Origin of the sequence: Neobacillus sp. DY30, from assembly GCF_030123065.1 — a bacterium.
GTDB lineage: Bacteria > Bacillota > Bacilli > Bacillales > Cytobacillaceae > Neobacillus.
Genome location: NZ_CP126093.1, coordinates 3,603,408 through 3,621,222, shown reverse-complemented (window position 1 = coordinate 3,621,222; position 17,815 = coordinate 3,603,408). Strand labels below are relative to the sequence as shown.

Annotated in this window: 22 protein-coding genes; 20 read left to right on the top strand and 2 right to left on the bottom strand. The window is 32.6% G+C overall.

The features are described 5' to 3' along the window. The first annotated feature begins 267 nt into the window (after positions 1-267). The 7 genes from QNH29_RS17590 to QNH29_RS17560 all read left to right on the top strand — a co-directional run bounded on the left by QNH29_RS17590 (position 268) and on the right by QNH29_RS17560 (position 7,193). A complete protein-coding gene (locus QNH29_RS17590) occupies positions 268-444 on the top strand; it encodes a hypothetical protein (protein WP_283860675.1) in 177 nt (58 codons plus the stop codon). Next, a complete protein-coding gene (locus tag QNH29_RS17585; protein WP_283860674.1) occupies positions 431-733 on the top strand; it encodes an NAD-dependent epimerase/dehydratase family protein in 303 nt (100 codons plus the stop codon). The genes QNH29_RS17590 and QNH29_RS17585 overlap by 14 nt, the downstream gene beginning before the upstream one ends. A gap of 300 nt (positions 734-1,033) precedes the next feature. Beyond that, on the top strand, positions 1,034-2,212 hold the full coding sequence (locus tag QNH29_RS17580) for a glycosyltransferase family 2 protein (protein WP_283860673.1): 1,179 nt from the start codon (positions 1,034-1,036) through the stop codon (positions 2,210-2,212). 199 nt (positions 2,213-2,411) lie between these two features. Further along, positions 2,412-3,464: a glycosyltransferase family 61 protein gene (locus QNH29_RS17575; RefSeq protein ID WP_283860672.1), complete on the top strand. Its 1,053-nt coding sequence runs from the start codon at positions 2,412-2,414 to the stop codon at positions 3,462-3,464. A gap of 327 nt (positions 3,465-3,791) precedes the next feature. Then, positions 3,792-4,862: an NAD-dependent epimerase/dehydratase family protein gene (locus QNH29_RS17570; RefSeq protein WP_283860671.1), complete on the top strand. Its 1,071-nt coding sequence runs from the start codon at positions 3,792-3,794 to the stop codon at positions 4,860-4,862. A 103-nt stretch (positions 4,863-4,965) separates the two neighbouring features. Then, positions 4,966-6,168, top strand: a complete 1,203-nt coding sequence (locus QNH29_RS17565) for a glycosyltransferase family 2 protein (RefSeq protein ID WP_283860670.1) — start codon at positions 4,966-4,968, stop codon at positions 6,166-6,168. 11 nt (positions 6,169-6,179) lie between these two features. Next, a complete protein-coding gene (locus QNH29_RS17560; protein WP_283860669.1) occupies positions 6,180-7,193 on the top strand; it encodes a glycosyltransferase family 2 protein in 1,014 nt (337 codons plus the stop codon). Positions 7,194-7,476: 283 nt separating this feature from the next. On the opposite strand, the gene QNH29_RS17555 is transcribed toward QNH29_RS17560, so the two are convergent. Beyond that, positions 7,477-8,280: a hypothetical protein gene (locus QNH29_RS17555; RefSeq protein ID WP_283860668.1), complete on the bottom strand. Its 804-nt coding sequence runs from the start codon at positions 8,278-8,280 to the stop codon at positions 7,477-7,479. 435 nt (positions 8,281-8,715) lie between these two features. On the opposite strand from QNH29_RS17555, the gene QNH29_RS17550 reads away from it, so the two are divergent. The 12 genes from QNH29_RS17550 to QNH29_RS17495 all read left to right on the top strand — a co-directional run bounded on the left by QNH29_RS17550 (position 8,716) and on the right by QNH29_RS17495 (position 14,920). After that, positions 8,716-9,057: a hypothetical protein gene (locus QNH29_RS17550; protein WP_283860667.1), complete on the top strand. Its 342-nt coding sequence runs from the start codon at positions 8,716-8,718 to the stop codon at positions 9,055-9,057. A gap of 240 nt (positions 9,058-9,297) precedes the next feature. Next, positions 9,298-9,534: a hypothetical protein gene (locus QNH29_RS17545; RefSeq protein WP_283860666.1), complete on the top strand. Its 237-nt coding sequence runs from the start codon at positions 9,298-9,300 to the stop codon at positions 9,532-9,534. Then, positions 9,534-9,779 carry a hypothetical protein gene (locus tag QNH29_RS17540; RefSeq protein WP_283860665.1) on the top strand — a complete coding sequence of 82 codons (246 nt, stop codon included), beginning with the start codon at positions 9,534-9,536 and terminating at the stop codon, positions 9,777-9,779. Before QNH29_RS17545 ends, QNH29_RS17540 begins: the two co-directional genes overlap by 1 nt. A gap of 173 nt (positions 9,780-9,952) precedes the next feature. Continuing rightward, positions 9,953-10,348, top strand: coding sequence for a nucleoside 2-deoxyribosyltransferase (locus QNH29_RS17535; protein ID WP_283860664.1), 396 nt, complete (start codon positions 9,953-9,955; stop codon positions 10,346-10,348). Between the two features lie 166 nt (positions 10,349-10,514). Further along, the gene (locus tag QNH29_RS17530) at positions 10,515-10,865 is read left to right on the top strand and encodes a hypothetical protein (protein WP_283860663.1); all 351 of its coding nucleotides are present in this window, start codon (positions 10,515-10,517) and stop codon (positions 10,863-10,865) included. Between the two features lie 189 nt (positions 10,866-11,054). Then, positions 11,055-11,573 carry an O-acetyl-ADP-ribose deacetylase gene (locus QNH29_RS17525; protein WP_481858738.1) on the top strand — a complete coding sequence of 173 codons (519 nt, stop codon included), beginning with the start codon at positions 11,055-11,057 and terminating at the stop codon, positions 11,571-11,573. 218 nt (positions 11,574-11,791) lie between these two features. After that, positions 11,792-12,322: a dual specificity protein phosphatase family protein gene (locus QNH29_RS17520; RefSeq protein WP_283860661.1), complete on the top strand. Its 531-nt coding sequence runs from the start codon at positions 11,792-11,794 to the stop codon at positions 12,320-12,322. Between the two features lie 192 nt (positions 12,323-12,514). Then, entirely contained in the window at positions 12,515-12,982 is a 468-nt protein-coding gene (locus QNH29_RS17515) for an HAD domain-containing protein (RefSeq protein ID WP_283860660.1), read from the top strand. A gap of 177 nt (positions 12,983-13,159) precedes the next feature. Further along, entirely contained in the window at positions 13,160-13,354 is a 195-nt protein-coding gene (locus QNH29_RS17510; RefSeq protein ID WP_283860659.1) for a hypothetical protein, read from the top strand. Next, a complete protein-coding gene (locus QNH29_RS17505; RefSeq protein WP_283860658.1) occupies positions 13,347-13,832 on the top strand; it encodes a hypothetical protein in 486 nt (161 codons plus the stop codon). The genes QNH29_RS17510 and QNH29_RS17505 overlap by 8 nt, the downstream gene beginning before the upstream one ends. Positions 13,833-13,956: 124 nt before the next feature. Further along, on the top strand, positions 13,957-14,391 hold the full coding sequence (locus tag QNH29_RS17500; RefSeq protein WP_283860657.1) for a hypothetical protein: 435 nt from the start codon (positions 13,957-13,959) through the stop codon (positions 14,389-14,391). A gap of 217 nt (positions 14,392-14,608) precedes the next feature. Further along, on the top strand, positions 14,609-14,920 hold the full coding sequence (locus QNH29_RS17495) for a hypothetical protein (protein ID WP_283860656.1): 312 nt from the start codon (positions 14,609-14,611) through the stop codon (positions 14,918-14,920). 217 nt (positions 14,921-15,137) lie between these two features. On the opposite strand, the gene QNH29_RS17490 is transcribed toward QNH29_RS17495, so the two are convergent. Further along, positions 15,138-16,373: an IS110 family RNA-guided transposase gene (locus tag QNH29_RS17490; protein WP_283860655.1), complete on the bottom strand. Its 1,236-nt coding sequence runs from the start codon at positions 16,371-16,373 to the stop codon at positions 15,138-15,140. 528 nt (positions 16,374-16,901) lie between these two features. Between QNH29_RS17490 and QNH29_RS17485 the strand changes: the two genes are divergently transcribed. Next, positions 16,902-17,681, top strand: a complete 780-nt coding sequence (locus QNH29_RS17485; protein ID WP_283860654.1) for a glycosyltransferase family 8 protein — start codon at positions 16,902-16,904, stop codon at positions 17,679-17,681. The last annotated feature ends 134 nt before the right edge of the window (positions 17,682-17,815 follow it).

The window sequence follows — 17,815 nt, the reverse complement described above, 5'->3', positions numbered from 1 at the left end:
TTAATGGCTTGGAAATTATAAATAAACTGAAATAATTTACTCATAAAAGGGAACATTGAGTCTGTTTCATTATCTGTGAATGAAACAGGAGTTACTTTTTCAATATAACTAAATTGTTATGTACAGTAGATATTCTGTGTAGTTTTTCTTGTATTGTTTTGCTGGTGAAGTTAAATGAAACAAAATAACCATCAAAGTGCCTATACATTTTTTCTCTTCTTCCATATTATGTAGCAGTAAAGCAGGGCTGTGGGTAGATTGTATTATATGTCTATAATTCTAATAACAGGTTCTGAAAGATTAATTGGATCAGAAGCTGTTGAATTTTTTGCAAACTTTGGTTACGACATTGTTGGTATTGACAACAATATGCGTCAATATTTTTTTGGTGCAGATGGGGATACTAATTGGAAAAGTCAATTTTTAGGTAATGAATTTTTTTAAAAAATATACTCACTATACTATAGATATCCGTGATAATAATAAAATAAATCAACTCTTTAAGATATATTCAAATAATATTAAACTTATCATCCACACTGCTGCCCAGCCATCTCATGATTGGGCTGCAAAAGAACCTCATTTAGACTTTGGAATTAATGCAAATGGTACGTTAAATCTTCTTGAAGCTATACGTCGATATTGCCCCAACTCCGTTTTTGTTTTTAAGTCCACATACGGTGACCAGCCAAATCAATTACCCTTATTGAAAAAGAGACTCGTTGGGAGATAGAACAAATACACCCTTTTTAAGACGGTATACCGGAACAAATGAACATAGATCAATATATGCATTCGCTGTTCGGGGCTTCGAAATTAGCTGCAGACATTTTTGTTCAGGAATATGGTAAATATTTTGATCTGCAAACGGCTTGTTTTTAAGAGGCTGCGTACTAACAGGGAGTAAATAATCTGAATCACAATTACATGGTTTTCTAAACTATTTATTGAAATGTATTATGACATATGACAGGAACACCGTATAAAATTTTTGGAGGGGTGGTCGATTATGAGTATTGAGGTAAGTATCATTATGATTTCTTATAATAAATATCCACAAAATCTTTTTTCATTATATGCATTAGAAAATCAAACATTTGATCATTCAAAAATGGAGGTCATTTTTGTTGATGATGCCTCTACAGATGAGACGTATACAATAAAAAATCAATCCTTTAATTTCCCATTTAAGTATATACAATGTAATACAAATGTCGGCAGATCTAAAACAAAAAATATTGGTATAGAGGAAGCAAAAGGTGAAATTCTTATTTTTATTGATTCAGAAATGATACTAGATCCTGATTTTGTTGAACAACATTTTTTACTCCACCAAACGGAAAAGAAACTAGTTGTTGCTGGCTGTCTTCAACATTATGGTACCTTTACAGTATATGAACCAGGATTTAATAAAAGGCAAAGAAGACGATTATTAGCATTAATTAAAAAGAAACGCAAGTGGATTCCAAGGGAAAGAAGAGTTTCATTTAGAAAAAGGATTGAAAATAAAACCACTGATAAATTTCCGTTGTTTACAAAGGAGCAAATTCAAAAAGCGCAATATAAAGTTTTGGCATTCCACGAACCAGTATTTCGGGAAATAATTGAGTTTTTTGGCCTAGAGCTCAAAGATTATACTATGCCATGGAAATTTGTTATAACACGAAATGTCTCATTAAAGAAAAGCCTAATTGAGGCAGTAGGACCTTTTTATGAAGGATTTCAGGGGCATGGATGTGAAGATTGGGAGTTTGGTTACAGGTTATATAAGTACGGGGCAAAAATTATTGAATATCCAAATGTTTGTGTATACCATCAAGAGCATCCTAGAAGCAAAGAAAATAGTAAAGAAAATATAAAAAATTATCTCACTTTTTTGAATCAGCATCCGAACTTTGATGTAGGAGCCTTGTCTTTAGCTTGGCTAAAGAAAAGCTTTTTTGAGGTAAATGAAATCATAACTGAATACTACCGTATTTCTGAAGAGTCGCCACAAATGATAACCTATATGACTAAAGGTTTCAATGCACTTTTTAATTCAGTATTGAACAATTTATACGAGGGAAGAAAAGTGACCAATCTTCTTTCGGTTTCGGGAATAGAAAATGATTTGGAATGGAAGGAACAAATATTTAAAGAAAGAGAAAATTTAACAAATGAAAATAAGGGTACTAAATTAGTCGAAACACTCGATTATTTACTAAATCTTTAAAGGATGAAACGAAATTGCAGTATTCAGTTTAAATGCCCCATATTGTTCTTCTCCTCCTTTCATTAGAAAGTCTCAAACAATGTTGAATCTAGCAACTAATTAATCAGACAAATTAGTTATTATTTTCGACCAAACGTACAGACATTTAAGATTATCACCCATAAAAGACCATTATCATAATGAAATAGGAGGAGAAGACGTGACCGAGGAAATACTTCCGCCCAAGGACTTCTATTTTTCCATACCTGATTGGGCAAACAATACAGGGAACCAAGAATGCTTGTTTGGAATCTACCCTGAGCTGAAAATCCCAGATGTTAGTAAAGAAGAAGAATATAAAATAATTTCAGGGAAGTCTGAATACAGCAATAAAGGTTTAGTTGCAATATTACCTGGAGGACGGGTTTTGTCTGATAATGCAGTCATTTCACCGGACAATAAATTAATATATGAACTCTCTGTTGAATGGAGGACACCTCCAGAAAAACACTCTATTTTCAAAAAAAATGAATTACCTCCTGTTACCATGAGTGAGGAGACAGTAGCATTGCTCAACCATCCAGCAGCTTCCAACTATTATCATTGGATGCTTGAGGCTATGGCACGAATTCATTTAATGCAACAAAGTAATATAAAGATTGATAGGTATATAATTAATCATCGGTCACTGCCTTTTCAACTAGAAACTCTCCAGGCATGCGGGATCCCAGAAGACCGAATAATAGTCCCTCATAATGATTTCCATTTCAAAGCTAAACAATTGGTTGTTCCTTCTTATATAAACTATCCCAATGCTTGGTCATGTAAATATATACGCAATTTGCTTTTAAATCCAGAAGGGATAAAAAAGGATATTGAGTTCGAACGGATTTATATCATGCGTACAAATAGGAGGAGGGTGAGAAACGAAAAAGAAATTTTACAAGTATTAAACGATTATGGTTTTAAAATCATATTCCCAGAAACCATGTCTGTACAGAAGCAAATTGAGATTTTTCAATCTGCAAAAATTATCGTAAGTGCACACGGTGCAGCATTAGCTAATCTTGTTTTTTGCGAACCTGGAACTAGAGTCGTAGAACTATTTGCATCAAGTTATATTGAGATGCATTATTGGTTAATTAGTAGGCTAATGAATTTAGATTATCGATTTATTATAGGAAAAAGAAGAAGAAAACGTCGAAAAACATGGTGGTCTGGTTTTGATGACATGGTGATTGACAAATGGGCTCTTATTAATGAGCTACAATAAAATTTTAGCAATATTACATTATCCTTATTAATCACAAGTATTGCATGATTAATAATTATTCCGTCTACTGTTGCCTATACATTTTTATTCGTAAATCATATTCTGCAATAGGAAGCATTAAGGTGTTTTAAGTTGTAAAAGGATTATACTGGTACAAGTCAATTGAATGAGGCTTCTTATTCAGAAAAATCTACTTGCTAAGTGCAGAGAATAGAGCAAGAGCCAGTTTAGATGAAGCGGTAAGAAGATTTGGAGAGGTTTTAAGCTGCCTTTACTTTTCGTGGGAGGAAGAGCATTTTAAAAAAATGAAATAAGGGAGAGTGTAAAATGTCTGTAGTTCTTATCACAGGTTCTGCAGGATTAATTGGATCAGAAGCTGTAGAATTCTTTGCAAACTTAGGCTACGAAATTGTAGGTATTGATAATAATATGCGCCAATATTTTTTTGGGATAGATGGTGATACAGAGTGGAATAGCGAACTTTTAAGTAAAAAATTTAAAAAACAATATACTCATTATAGTATAGACATACGTAATAGCGATAAGATAAATCAGGTATTTGAGAAGTATTCAAATGATATTAAACTAATTGTTCATACTGCTGCCCAACCTTCACATGATTGGGCAGCTAAAGAACCCCAATTAGATTTTGGTATAAATGCAAATGGTACATTAAATTTACTTGAAGCGATGCGCCACAATTGTCCAAACTCTGTATTTGTCTTTATGTCTACAAATAAGGTTTATGGTGACCAACCTAACCGCTTGCCTCTTTTGGAACAAGAGACTCGTTGGGAAATAGACCACACGCACAGCTTTGAAAATGGTATTCCAGAGACAATGGACATTGATCAATGTATGCATTCACTGTTTGGAGCATCAAAATTAGCAGCGGATATTCTTGTTCAGGAATATGGGAAGTATTTCAAACTTCAAACTACTTGTCTAAGGGGTGGTGTTCTAACGGGAAGTAAGCAATCCGGGGCACAGTTGCATGGTTTCCTTAATTACTTAATGAAGTGCATTATGACGGGAACACCTTATAAAATATTCGGCTATAAAGGTAAACAAGTTCGCGACATTATTCATTCAAAAGACGTCGTATCAGCAATAAATAGTATCTTTGAGAATCCTCGAATTGGAGAGGTATATAATCTAGGTGGAGGTCGTCAATCAAATGTATCCGTACTCGAAGCGATTGAGCTGGGACAAATAATTACACAAAAAAAGTTGAAATATCAATATGTTGACCAGAATCGCATGGGAGACCATATTTGGTATATCAGTGATATAAGTAAATTTAAATCTCACTATCCAGATTGGAAATTAACTTATCAAGTCAAAGAGATCTTAGAAGAAATTTTTGAAGAAAATAAAGACCGTTGGTTAAATGCTTAAAAAAGTTAGGCAATCTCATTTATGCAATAAAGGAAAAATATTTAAATTTTAATATCCTTTTTGCAAAAAATTACGAAGTATAATCTTCGAAGGAGGTTTATTTTTGAGCATTGAGGTTAGTATCATTATGATTTCATATAATAAATACCCACAAAATCTCTACTCCTTATATGCACTCGAAAATCAAACATTTGATCATGAAAAAATGGAAGTAATTCTTATTGATGATGCTTCATCTGACGAGACGCCAAGTATTCAAAGTGAAACTTTTAATTTCCCATTTAGGTATATTCAATGTGAAAAAAACGTAGGTCGGGCAAAAACAAAAAATATAGGCATAGAAGAATCAAAAGGAGATATCCTGATTTTTATTGATTCAGAGGTGATTCTTGATCCTGAGTTTGTAGAACAGCATTATTTATATCACCAAACAAATGATAATTTAGTGGTTGCTGGCTGCCTGAAGCATTATTGTGCGTACACTGTTTTTTATCCGGATTTTTTTGAACACGAAAAAGGGCGATTATTACATTTAATAAAACGGAGACGCAGGTGGGTACCTAGGGAGAAGCGTATATCCTTTAAAAAGCGGATTAAAAGTGGGACAGATAAGTTTTCGTTTTTTTCAAAAGAAGAAATACAACAGGCTAGGTATAAGGTATACGCCTATCATGAACCAACATTTCCTGAGGTAATTGAGAAATATGGTCCTGAGCTAAATGATTATACCATTCCATGGAAATTAGTTATTACACGAAATGTCTCAATGCGTAAAAGCCTTATTGAAGCTATAGGACCTTTTGATGAAGAATTTCAAGGACATGGGATTGAAGATTGGGAGTTGGGATACAGGTTATATAAGTATGGGGCAAAAATCATTGATAATCCAAATGCTTGTGTGTACCACCAAGAACATCCTAGAAGTCCAGATAATAGTATAGATAATATAAATAATTTCCTTATATTCTTAAACAAGCATCCTAATTTTGACGTGGGGGTTATGGCCCTAGCTTGGCTCGGGAAAAAAGGCTATATACAAATTAATGAAATAATAACGGAATTCTATCAGGTTTCTAATGAGCACCCAGACATGTTAACCTATATGACGAAAGGGTTCAATGCTCTTTTTAATTCCGTCTTTAGACTTATGTCTGAAAATAGAAAGGTCACAAAACTACTAAATGACTCAGGGATTGAAAATGATTTAGTATGGAAGGAATCAATATTTAATGAAAGAGATAGATTAATAAGTCAGAATAAAGGAAGAAAATTGATAGAAACTCTCGATATACTATTAAACCTTTAAGGGTGAATTAAATGTTTATTTCAGTTGTAATGGCTGTTTATAATGGTGAAAGGTATCTCCAAAGTGCTATCAATAGTATCCTTGGACAAACCTATAAAACCTTTGAATTAATTATTGTTAATGATGGATCAATTGATCAAACCAAAGAAATATTAGATACAATATCCGATACAAGGGTTAAAATCATCCATCTTATGAAGAATGGGGGAGCAGCAAACGCTCTGAATATCGGGGTGGAGAATGCCAAAGGGAAATGGATTGCAATTCACGATGCAGATGACATAAGTGAACCAACCAGATTAGAAGAGCAAGTGGATTATCTATTGTCCCATCCTGAGAGTATAGGAATAGGCAGTCTTATTAAATGTTTTTTCGGAAACACACATGTTAGAGAGACAATGGTACACAATGAAGAAGACTATTATAATAAACTTTTCGACGATCAAAAGGTTTACGATAATCGTCTGTGTACATGTTATTTATGTCATGGTTCTGTAATCTTTTCAAAGGATTTATTTAGTAAAATCGGAGGATATAATCCAAAATATAAGATATGCTATGATTATGACTTATGGTTAAGAATGTTTGACAATAAAGTAATTCAAAAATTACCTTCTAAATTATACAACTACAGAATCACAACGGATTCACTGGGGAAAAGCTCAACTGATCAAACATGTTATGAATTACAAACTATTGTCACTGATTATATTTATCAAACACTCAAAAGCACTTTGAAAAGAGAACCTGTATTTGTTGTTGTCGGTACTAAAAAGGGTTGTCAACTCTTTAAAGAAAAGATTCAAGTTGAACAAAATTTAAATGTAACAGACTATTTTTATTATAGAAGAAAGATGAAGTCTCTTGAACAAATGATACACAATCAAGCTGATGCCATTTTGTTGTTAAATGATAAATACTCAAACCGTGTTCTTAAATCACTATTAAGAATGGGGTTAAGCCTTAACGAAAACGTATTTGTTATTTGGAACTACAAATATACTCGTGATTATATGAATATTTGAATTTATAAGGCCATGAGTATCATAAATATAATTTTACAAACTAAAAAAAGAAAATTGTTCCGTTTGATTTCATAAATGAACATCAGAAGGGAACAATTTTCTTATGTTATAAGCTCTCTATCTTTGCAAAATAAAGCTCTATCTCCAGCAAAATAGCATATTTTGCATTTTTTCTCAAAACAACAATCAGGGAATCCTAAATAAACCTAGAGAAGTAGGATTTCTTGTTGGAATCATATTACGATTCATAGCTGCAATGTAGGGGAAGAATGTGAGCGGACCTTTAATTATATAACGCCTTGACTAAGTTAGTTAAATGAGGATAGCGGTCAAACTGATGGACAATGGGAGCAATATCACCATTCTTCAATAGTATCTGTTTATTTTCATTAATTTTTATATCTGATTCATTCTCTAACTCTAGTGTCATGATTGGACCGTGATGGTTGTCAGAAAATGTAACGGGATTAATTTTACCCGTATGAACGATATAGGTATGAACAGCTTGATCGGTATTAAGAACATAATCAGTATAAAATAAATAATGAATCATTTGATTGAAATAATGTAATATCTGGTTCGTCGGTCCATAAGTGGTTCCTGCACAAATAATTGGTTCGTTTTGTAGTTGGTTATAAATATAATTTCCAAACTTAGACAAAACCCATCGGGTATTCCAAAGATTCTCCTTTAGGAGCTTTGCTTCCTTTGCAACTGTTATTGAATCTGATTTCCAGTTTGCTTTAAAGGGATCTATTTGAAAAATAACATCTCTTACATCTGAAAGAAGTACATTATTATAACGGTAACCGTATTTTTTTAGAAAGTTATTAAATAGATAATATCGGTAATCAGCAATATAGAAAATTGATTCCAATCCTTTTTGACTGAAAGGAATAAGTGTAACATAAATATTTAACATCTTTATCGCTCTCCGAGTATTCTTGTCCACTTGATTAAAGAATATAACCACTTCTCCTGAAAATCCTGTTCTCTCCAGGGATTTAAAAAAAGGTTTTACAGTTTCCCATTCATATTTCACCATTGTAGTAAGAATTAAATCTTTTTTCTGTTGTTCGTAATTCATATAAAATCCTCCCGATTAATATGATTGCTACTGAACACCATTTCCGAGGAATTAGAACTCCGATGTCCGTAATTAATATCAATTATTTAAAACTTTTCTATTATAATATGTGGTTCGGTTGTTAATGCTTGTATTTTTAACTAGGGATGAGGTTTAAGCATTTAATAATTTTTCACTAAATGTTTCGGGTTTGGGGTAAAAATTGTTTCTGGCATTTAAATAATGTATGTTTTGGCGGTATATCCATTAACCATTCCGCATCAATATACAAGATAGATCCAGTATGACTGCTTATATTTATACACAGTTGTCTAACTATGCTTATTGTATTAATGAAGCAGTTTAGTTCAAGAAGGAAACTAGCCTTTCCTTATTGAAATAATAAGACAGAATAATTGAAAAGAATTATTTGCCGTTCAGAATTGGGGAAAAAGGATGAATAATGAGATTACCAACAAACAATTAATGGAACTGTTTTTAGATACTATTCAAAGATGTGGAACGCATTTATACAATATGGATGATGAAACGATTGAATACGAAATTTTTGAAGAATTTGATATAGGCGTTGTGTCATTTTTACACAATGACAGCCTATCCAAACTCTATAGTGCTGGATTAATTAGCTATGAAGTAATGCAAAAGGGTTTAGAATTAAGGCAGAAAGTACAAGACTTACAGAACTCAGGACTATGGAATATGGAGGCACTAAAAAGAAGGAATGAATGGAAGGAAGTTTTCATTTTAAGTGATGAAATAAGAACAATGTTAGATTAGTGACTCATAATCCCCTTTTATTATTCAAGTTACGAATCCTTTGCTGCAACAATAGCTAAAGCCTTTTTCTTCTTGCACTAATGGGGCAGGTTAGTTGAATAAGAACCCTGACCCTCACTATATCGTGAGGGTTTTTAGAGTTAAGGTTCTATATGTGAATCAAACTTTTTTAAAAAATTTTTCTAAAGTGTTTTATTTTTTTGTACCTTCTTTCACCTATATTAGTAGGAGGTGAAGAGTTTGGAAAAAATCTTAGTCCATTTTTTAACGAAATACGAACAAAAAGAGATGGAGGCGTTATTTATTAAGCTAGACGGATTGGTTTCTGGTTCTATGGATTTGAGTTTTGTGAAGCTGCTAAAAATTGATCTTCGGTTAGCAGAATTACAAATGGTATCTAACAAGAGGTACAAAGAATATCAAAGGTTAGAGTTAATTAATACATTGAACGATAGCCTGGAAATGGAGGAATTTTAATGGATTCAGGAAAATTAGAATTATTGGGTTACCTTTCTGTAATAACCAGAAACCTAAAACGATTTATTCCGGACATACCAGAAGAGGACATACGTGACATTCTTACTTTAAGTGATGAGGAAGGAGAGGCTATATTCAATGTGATAAAAGCATTGAATGTTCTAGAAGATCTAACTAATAAGAATAATCCGTTTAATGAGGCTAGAGAATTTATTAAGAAATATAAGAAAATGGTAGGCCAGTAACAAACCAACAATAGATTTATTTGTTGAACTAGCACAGTAAAAGCTGTGCTAGTGTGTTATTAAGCCAATCAATAAGGTTAGATAAAAACTCTTCAACTAACGTGGCAGGATAGCTTAATAAGAGATGTTAAGATTATAATGTTAAAATTGAAATCAATAAGTGAGGAGAAATAATGAAATTTTATATTGCGTCAAGCTTTAAAAATATAGAAAAAGTTAGATATGTTAGTAAAAAATTAAAAGATAAAGGATTTATCCATACATATGATTGGACTGTAAATGAAAACGTAACAACATTGGAAGAACTAAAGGCGATAGGTCAAAAGGAGAAAAATGCCGTAATAGAAGCTGACTTTGTTATAGTTTTATTACCAGCAGGAAAAGGAAGCCATATTGAACTAGGTATTGCTATTGGGAATGGTAAAAAAATTTATCTTTATTCACCTAACAATGATAACATTGAAACTACGAGTACATTTTATCACTTACCTGAAGTCGAAAAGTGCTTTGGAACCATAGATGAGTTAGTAGATATTATAGACTTAAAATCAAAAAGTTTATTAAGCTAACGGGAGCTTGAGTTTAACAAAGAGTCGGAGCTGCGGCTCTTTTTTCTTGTTCCAGGGCAGGTTACTTTAATAAGGCTCATTTATAAATAGCTATTTTAAAGCAGGTAAATTTTTAAATCCACCGAATTATAGTAGTATTCGCTGGATTATTTAATTTTTAGGTGGTGTGGATTATATGATTCTTTTTCGCCCAGTTGGAAATACAGAATTAGACCTAATTGAAATTAATAATTATTCTACATTTCCACCCAGGTTGCCTGACCAACCATTTTTTTATCCTGTTCTTAATCTAAGGTATGCTGAGGAAATTGCCCAGAGATGGAACACAAAAGATATACATTCGCAATACAAGGGATTTGTTTTAAAGTTTGAAGTTGACGATGTATATATATCCAAATTTAAAATTCAAACAGTGGGAAAAAGTTATCACCAAGAACTGTGGATACCAGCAGAGGAATTAGAAAACTTCAATAAATATATAAAAGGAAAAATTGAAGTTGTGAAAATATTTGAGTAGTTGTTGCCACAACTTTTTTTAATTCCACTAACTTTTGGGTTTAGTTGAAAAGTTGAGTTTCTGCGGCAATCCAATTTCTTCAGGATTCTTAAAAAAGGGGTACAGAAGAAATGAATTATTTTTAGTTGAATTTTCTCAAAGAAAGGATGATAAAAAAATCGTATATAATCAAAACCAGGGGAGATGAATATGGGAAAAATAAAAGTAATTAAAGGCGATATCACCAAACAAACCGTTGATGCCGTTGTCAATGCCGCAAATTCAAGCCTGCTTGGAGGCGGAGGCGTGGATGGTGCCATTCATCGTGCCGCAGGAAAAGTATTATACGATGAATGCGTTGCTATAAGAAACAAACAAGGCGGTTGTCAAACAGGAGAAGCTGTGATTACAACGGGCGGGAATTTGCCTGTAAAGTATGTAATTCATACCGTTGGTCCCGTATGGAACGGCGGAGATAAAAACGAAGAAGGACTATTGAGGAATTGTTATTTAAATTCGCTTGAATTGGCACGAACAAACGGAATTGAAACCATCGCCTTTCCAAACATCAGCACTGGCATTTATGGATACCCGAAAATACCAGCGGCTCAAATTGCTGTAAAATTAGTAACCGAATACCTTAAAAACAACGAAGGAATCAAGGAAGTTGTTTTTGTATGTTTTGATGAAGAAAATTATCAAATTTATCAAAAGTTAATTGGAAAATAAAATTTTTTTCTTTAGCATAGGTTTATAATTTTGTGAATAAATTCACTTACACTAAAGGGTGCGATTGTTCAATAGGAACAGTCGCTTTTTTTGCTAAAGGTCAGGTTACTTCAATAAGACTAGAAGAAAAAATAGTGTGGCTATTTGCAGTTTTAAGGAATATATAACCCGTGATTCGAATTTAATATAACAATTAAAAAGATATTTGGGTGATTTATATGGACCATCAACCGCCTAATTGGATAGAAAAATATGGTCACTCAGAAATTATAAATGGGTTACTTTTTCTGGGTGGAGAAGATGATATTGATGACCTCCTTTATGGAAAAGAGGAGTCTCGAAATCTTAATGGAAAAGGGTTCTTTCAAAATATGCCGACTCCTCAAATTGATGTTTGGATTGATTTAAGAGATGTTCGAGACTCCAACAGAAAGGTCTTTTTGCCTGAAAATGTTGAATATATCTCAGTTCCATTTAGAGATGGAGTTATTGGAGAAGCAAGAACTTTTCTCCCCGTAGCAAAAGAATTATTAGGAGAAAAATTAGCGAATAAGAAACGTGTATTAGTGACTTGTCATCAAGGAAGGTCTAGGTCAGTTATGTTACTAGTTTGGTATCTTAGTGAAACTATGGGTACATTTGATAAAGCGTATAAGTTAATTCGTTCAAAAAGACCCATTAGTAAACCTGATAAGAATTTTATCCCTTTACTTGAAGAGTGGAAATTAAAATATACACCTAACAACTAAAAAAATACTGTAATAAAAGCTTGTTCAACTACCAGGTGCAGAGCTGCATCGGCAAGCAAAATGGTTATAGATAGTTGCTTGTAATCCACCAATACTACTTATCAAAGGTTAAGATTATAAACAATATTAGATTGCTCTTTGATTGGATCTGATAATTAATAGCAATATTTTAGAGTTAGGAAGTTGAACTTTATGAAGATTATTTTTTTTGATATTGACGGGGTTTTAAATACAGATAGGCAAATTAGAATCAATAATTTGTACCAAATCGAAGGTATTAAATTTGATCAAGAAGCAATGGAAAATTTAAAAAAGATTATCGAAAAAACGAAAGCAAGAATTGTAATTACTTCAACTTGGCGAATTCATCGAAGAGAAAATGGTTACCTATGGAGCGAACTTATTAGAAATTTTCAAGTTTGCGATATAAACACCGAGGTTATAATTGATATTACACCTATAATTGATACGAATATGAAGCTCGAAGCAAGAGAATTAGAAATATCCAAATGGTTAAGTACAAATAGAAACGTTGAGAAATTTGTAATTTTAGATGATCATTGGAGTATGGGTGAATTGAATAACCACTTTCTTCGTTGTCTTCCTTTTAACGGAATTACGAATAAAATCGTAGAAGAGGTTATAAAAAAGCTGAATTAAAGCCGTCTTATACGGTTTTTTATTTTGGATTTATTTGGGACTAAACAATACCATTAAACGGGTGCTTTACTTCAACAGGAGTAAGGTCTTTTTCTTATTCAAGTAATGATGCAGGTTAGTTTAATAAGAAAATAGAATATATGATGTATTTATTCAAAGATTTAGGAGGAATTATTGATGGAGTGGTCCCATTGGTTGCAAGGCGGTCCTTTCCTTGCAGTTAGTTTCTTGTTGGAACTTAAGGAAGAGAAAACGAAAACAATAAAGGATATTATAAATAAGTTATCAAAGGTAACGAATAAAGTTGAAATAGTTGACGAAAACGTTGATGAAATTATTGATTTTTTTGATAGAGGTTATCCCTATGAATGAAGAAGACCCGAAATCCATATATTTACACTCATTAAGATTAAGATTATATGTCTATTTATCAAGGAAACGAAAAGCGACATTACAAATAGAAATGGTTTCGCTCAATGCACTAATGGTCAATTTTTGGTTTTATGGAGATGAATTTGATGAGCCAGAATGGGACCAAATTGGTATAAAGAAAGAAGAATTTACAGGCTTTACAAGTTTTCTTAAAGAGTTGTATTCCGTTTATGAGTTTAAACTCGGTGGAATTGCAATCGAAGAAGATGTTCTTGAATTATTTGGGTTCGATGAAACATACCCTAACGAATGTTATCGTTACGAAAACGTGTCTCCTGACTATTTTCTTAAAGAACCTTCTCCATTCTTAAATATAATTTGGAGTGAAAAATACAAGAAATTAAGCCAAATTCCTTACAATTATAAAAGGCTTGATAAGGAAGGAATCCTTATTGAAACGGGTAGTTTTAATGACTAACCTTGTTCAACTAACAGGTGCGTTTGTTCAGTAAGAGCAGCCGCTTTTCTTGTTCCGCTACGTGGCAGTATACTGGAAGAAGAGTTATATTATATTCCATTTAATTGTTACAGGAAGTGAAAAAATGTTAATGTATTATGCGATACTAATTATTGGAATTTTGTTAGTAATAGTGGCAGTATTTAGATTTATTTCCATGTATAGCGGTAAAGATTACACAATATTAAATGTAGGTAAAATCCTTGTAGCCTTATCACTTGGTGTTTTATGTTTAGTAATTACTCTCCCAAGCCTTAAATATGTTGTGCTAAAGGAATATGATGTCATCAGTGGGAAATGTGTTATCGAAATAGATTCATCAGGTCGTACTTCTGAAGCGGACTTTAAAATGCTTAATACAGATGAAGTGTTTAGTTTCAGAGATATTCCTGCACTTGATGCTTATGGAAAGTCAATTCCTTATTATTGTAAGGTGACAGTTACAAAAGACCATAAGTTTGGAGTTAGTTATAAAATATATGATGCTAAAACACGAAAGTTAATATTAACAAGCAAATAGCTTATGTTTGCAGTTATAAATGTTAAAAAATGTTCTTACCTCTTTTTATACTTAATAGATACTAGGGTGCATTCCTTCAACAAGGGATGCCCTTTTTCTTCTTGAATGAAGTAAAGGGCAGGTTAGTTCATATAAATTGGCACTTTTTTCTTGAATAATTAAAACGGTTTTTTTGTTAAGATGGAAAGTAAGGTAATTAGAATGGAGTATATAAAACATGTTCTCTTTCTTAAATAAAATTATTACTACTTTTTTTGAAAAGTCATCAAGAAGAATTAAACCAATAATATTTCTTCAAATAATATTAGGGGCTTTGGCAATATTTATTTGGTTTCAAGCAAGAAGTGTAGCTGATACTCCTGTTTATTACACATATTCTGGGATTTTAAGAATTATAGCGGGTTTTGTACTGCTATTAAGAGGAATAGAAATCTGGATTATTAACAAAAAAGGTAAAAAAGAATATATAAAATGGTTTGTCTTAGCATTAATGTTTTTTGGAATGGCTATTGACCAGTTTTTTTCTTAAGTTAACGGATGCGATTCTTCAAGTAGAAGGTCGCCTTTTTTCTTTTTCCACAAAAAGATTGTGAAATGTTGTACTTAAGCTAAACCAGCTAATAGTTTGTCAACATTTTTCAATAAAAAACTTAAAACAGACATGGTATACTAAAAAAGAACATGCCAAATAACCTTCCATTGAACGCTTTCTGGAAGGTTTTGTTTTATTTAGTTTAATATCGTAATTAAGCCAAATCTTGGAAAGTTGTTTTGCTTTTTAATAGGGCATAAATCCAGTGTAAAAGCTTATTCACACAAGCAATTACAGCGACTTTAAAGGGTTTACCTTCCTCACGTTTTTTATCGTAAAACTCTCTTAATCTCTTGTTTCGAGGAAGGAGTAATTCATCTGTTCTGGCTTTACGCTTGTCCCGTATGGCTGCACTAACTGCCATATATAAAGCATGTCGTAGCCTGCTAGAACCTCTTTTGGTAATACGATTTTGTGTAGCTCTAAACTTACCTGATTCAAAGACACTAGGGTCAACGCCTGCGAAGGCGACAAGCTTTTTCGGATTAGTAAATCGATCTATCTCACCAATTTCGGAAATAATCGTTGCCGCGATCTTCTCTCCGATACCTGGGATAGATTTGATGATATTATATTCTTCAATTTCTTTTGCAAGGGCATCTATTTCAGCTTCCAACTTGGATAGGTGCTCTTTGTATTGAAGAAGCATATCAATATACATGTTAAGGCTTAAGATATGGCTTTGATAGATGGTTCTTTCAAATGGATTGCGTGCTGCCGCAGCTTTAAGCATCCTAGCCTTATCATTTGCCCACTTTAAAGAACGGCTTTTACATAATTCATTGATTGTATTAGATAACTCATCCTCACTTGCCATTAATATATCCTCAGACGATGGATATTGAAGTAACGTCTTCAAAGAAACGATGGAATACAAATCCCCAAAAACTCCTCTATACTCAGGGAAAACTTGATCCAATATCGATTGAAATTGAAGTTTAGTTTGTACAAAGATGCCTGTAACATTCTCATGTTGTCTTGTAAGATTACGAAGGTTTAAGAGTTGAATCCCTCTTTTTTTATAAGGCTCTAAATCCTCCTTGTAATACATCTCGCAGAGATGACTAGCATCAATTGGATCAGTTTTAACCTTTCTTAAACTTGAACTCTTTGCTTGATAAGAGATTAATGGATTTACAATTATTAATAAATAATGACGATCCTCTAAATACTGCACAACAGGGGAATGATAGTGTCCTGTTGATTCCAATACTACAGGTGGTTGAATTCCAGTTTTACCTTTGACTTCTTCAAGGAAATCGAAGAGTTCTTTCAGCCCCTCAAGAGTATGAGAAACTTTAAATCCCTTACGATATGGCTTGCCTTTTTCCAAAAATGCTTGAACCTGACTTTCGCCTTTTGACACATCCAGACCCACGACTGGATTCATTCTAAAATCTCCTCCTCCAAATTCATTTGCCAGTAACCCCTAAATCCCTAATGCAGTATCACAGCTTCGCTTGTTATACGAGATCTTTGTCCCAACCAGCCTCAATCATGTTTCTACAAGTAGGGGGCGAACGGTTTAGTTGACGGGATCAAGTCCCACGGGTGCGGACGTTCTACCCTGGCTACTGTAATAATAAAACGATAAAAATAGTGGTCAACCAGAAATATCTGGCTGACCTTATAATACGAACGGGTGCGTTAATGGAATAAGCATATGTATTTAACAAAGGCTGAATATACAAGATTTTATGCACTTCTTGTATATTCAGCCTAATTTTCCATTCAAAAAATATACTGCCATCAGCAACATTTCTTAATTGCCAAAAACAAAAATAACCCCATATTTGTGGAACTGATTTATTTTATGTAATAGAAATAGAGGAAGGAGAAAGAGATGGTGGTCTGGATTTGATGATATAGTCATAGCCAAGTTTAATTGAATATAAATATAAACAGGGGGTGTGAATTATTGGAAGAAATCCAAATTGTTACAACGAGCAGTGATGAATATGCAAAACATACAGCCGTCATGCTTACTTCTTTGTTAGAAAATAAAAAATCAACAAATCCTATAAGTATCATTATTATCGGAACAATTTCCGAAAAAAATAAAATGAAAATTGTTGAAGCTCTAGAAAGGTACGAAACAGCCATTAAATTTTTTAAAGTGGATCCTAAAATTTTCCATAACTTAAAACTCACGAGGCATTTTAAATACGAAAATTATTATAGATTGCTAATTGCGGACTTACTTAATCCTGCAATTAAGAAAGCCATTTACTTAGATAGTGATATGATTATTAGAGATGATATAACACAATTATGGGACATTAATATAGATGACTATTTTTTAGCTGCTTCAAGGAAATCTTATTTAAAAAGAAAACAGAAAGAACTTTCTATACCTAATGAATTTGGGTATTTTAATTCTGGTGTCATGGTAATCAATCTCAGAAAATGGCGTGAAAATAATGTTTATCAACTCGTAATAGACTACCTGATAAATAATGAAAGTAAAATTGATTATGTTGACCAAGATGGATTAAATGGTGTTTTGTATGATAAATACCTTAACTTTGATAAGAGATGGAACTTAACCACTGGGGATTTGAAGCGGTTAAAAAATAAAAATATTAATCCTTCCATTATTCACTTTTCAGGAAAGGATAAACCCTGGAAGAAAGGACATAAATATCAAAATGAATATTTTAAATATTTAAATTTAACAATTTGGAATGAAAAAGATTGATTATTGAATTCCTTATAAGACGGAAAATTACTTAGGACAAATTGAGCAATCAAAAAAAGCTGCGTACCAACAAGAGTTAAGAAACTTATGGAATTTAGACTGTGATATGAGACGGAAAAACAATAGGCTGCCAT

What these genes read in the sequence shown, in the direction of transcription:
- QNH29_RS17590 (WP_283860675.1), top strand. Translation starts at nt 268, where the DNA reads ATGTCTATAATTCTAATAACAGGTTCTGAAAGATTAATTGGATCAGAA.
- QNH29_RS17585 (WP_283860674.1), top strand. Translation starts at nt 431, where the DNA reads ATGAATTTTTTTAAAAAATATACTCACTATACTATAGATATCCGTGAT.
- QNH29_RS17580 (WP_283860673.1), top strand. Translation starts at nt 1,034, where the DNA reads ATGATTTCTTATAATAAATATCCACAAAATCTTTTTTCATTATATGCA.
- QNH29_RS17570 (WP_283860671.1), top strand. Translation starts at nt 3,792, where the DNA reads ATGTCTGTAGTTCTTATCACAGGTTCTGCAGGATTAATTGGATCAGAA.
- QNH29_RS17560 (WP_283860669.1), top strand. Translation starts at nt 6,180, where the DNA reads ATGTTTATTTCAGTTGTAATGGCTGTTTATAATGGTGAAAGGTATCTC.
- QNH29_RS17555 (WP_283860668.1), bottom strand. Translation starts at nt 8,280, where the DNA reads ATGAATTACGAACAACAGAAAAAAGATTTAATTCTTACTACAATGGTG.
- QNH29_RS17550 (WP_283860667.1), top strand. Translation starts at nt 8,716, where the DNA reads ATGAATAATGAGATTACCAACAAACAATTAATGGAACTGTTTTTAGAT.
- QNH29_RS17540 (WP_283860665.1), top strand. Translation starts at nt 9,534, where the DNA reads ATGGATTCAGGAAAATTAGAATTATTGGGTTACCTTTCTGTAATAACC.
- QNH29_RS17535 (WP_283860664.1), top strand. Translation starts at nt 9,953, where the DNA reads ATGAAATTTTATATTGCGTCAAGCTTTAAAAATATAGAAAAAGTTAGA.
- QNH29_RS17525 (WP_481858738.1), top strand. Translation starts at nt 11,055, where the DNA reads ATGGGAAAAATAAAAGTAATTAAAGGCGATATCACCAAACAAACCGTT.
- QNH29_RS17520 (WP_283860661.1), top strand. Translation starts at nt 11,792, where the DNA reads ATGGACCATCAACCGCCTAATTGGATAGAAAAATATGGTCACTCAGAA.
- QNH29_RS17515 (WP_283860660.1), top strand. Translation starts at nt 12,515, where the DNA reads ATGAAGATTATTTTTTTTGATATTGACGGGGTTTTAAATACAGATAGG.
- QNH29_RS17510 (WP_283860659.1), top strand. Translation starts at nt 13,160, where the DNA reads ATGGAGTGGTCCCATTGGTTGCAAGGCGGTCCTTTCCTTGCAGTTAGT.
- QNH29_RS17505 (WP_283860658.1), top strand. Translation starts at nt 13,347, where the DNA reads ATGAATGAAGAAGACCCGAAATCCATATATTTACACTCATTAAGATTA.
- QNH29_RS17500 (WP_283860657.1), top strand. Translation starts at nt 13,957, where the DNA reads ATGTTAATGTATTATGCGATACTAATTATTGGAATTTTGTTAGTAATA.
- QNH29_RS17495 (WP_283860656.1), top strand. Translation starts at nt 14,609, where the DNA reads ATGTTCTCTTTCTTAAATAAAATTATTACTACTTTTTTTGAAAAGTCA.
- QNH29_RS17490 (WP_283860655.1), bottom strand. Translation starts at nt 16,373, where the DNA reads ATGAATCCAGTCGTGGGTCTGGATGTGTCAAAAGGCGAAAGTCAGGTT.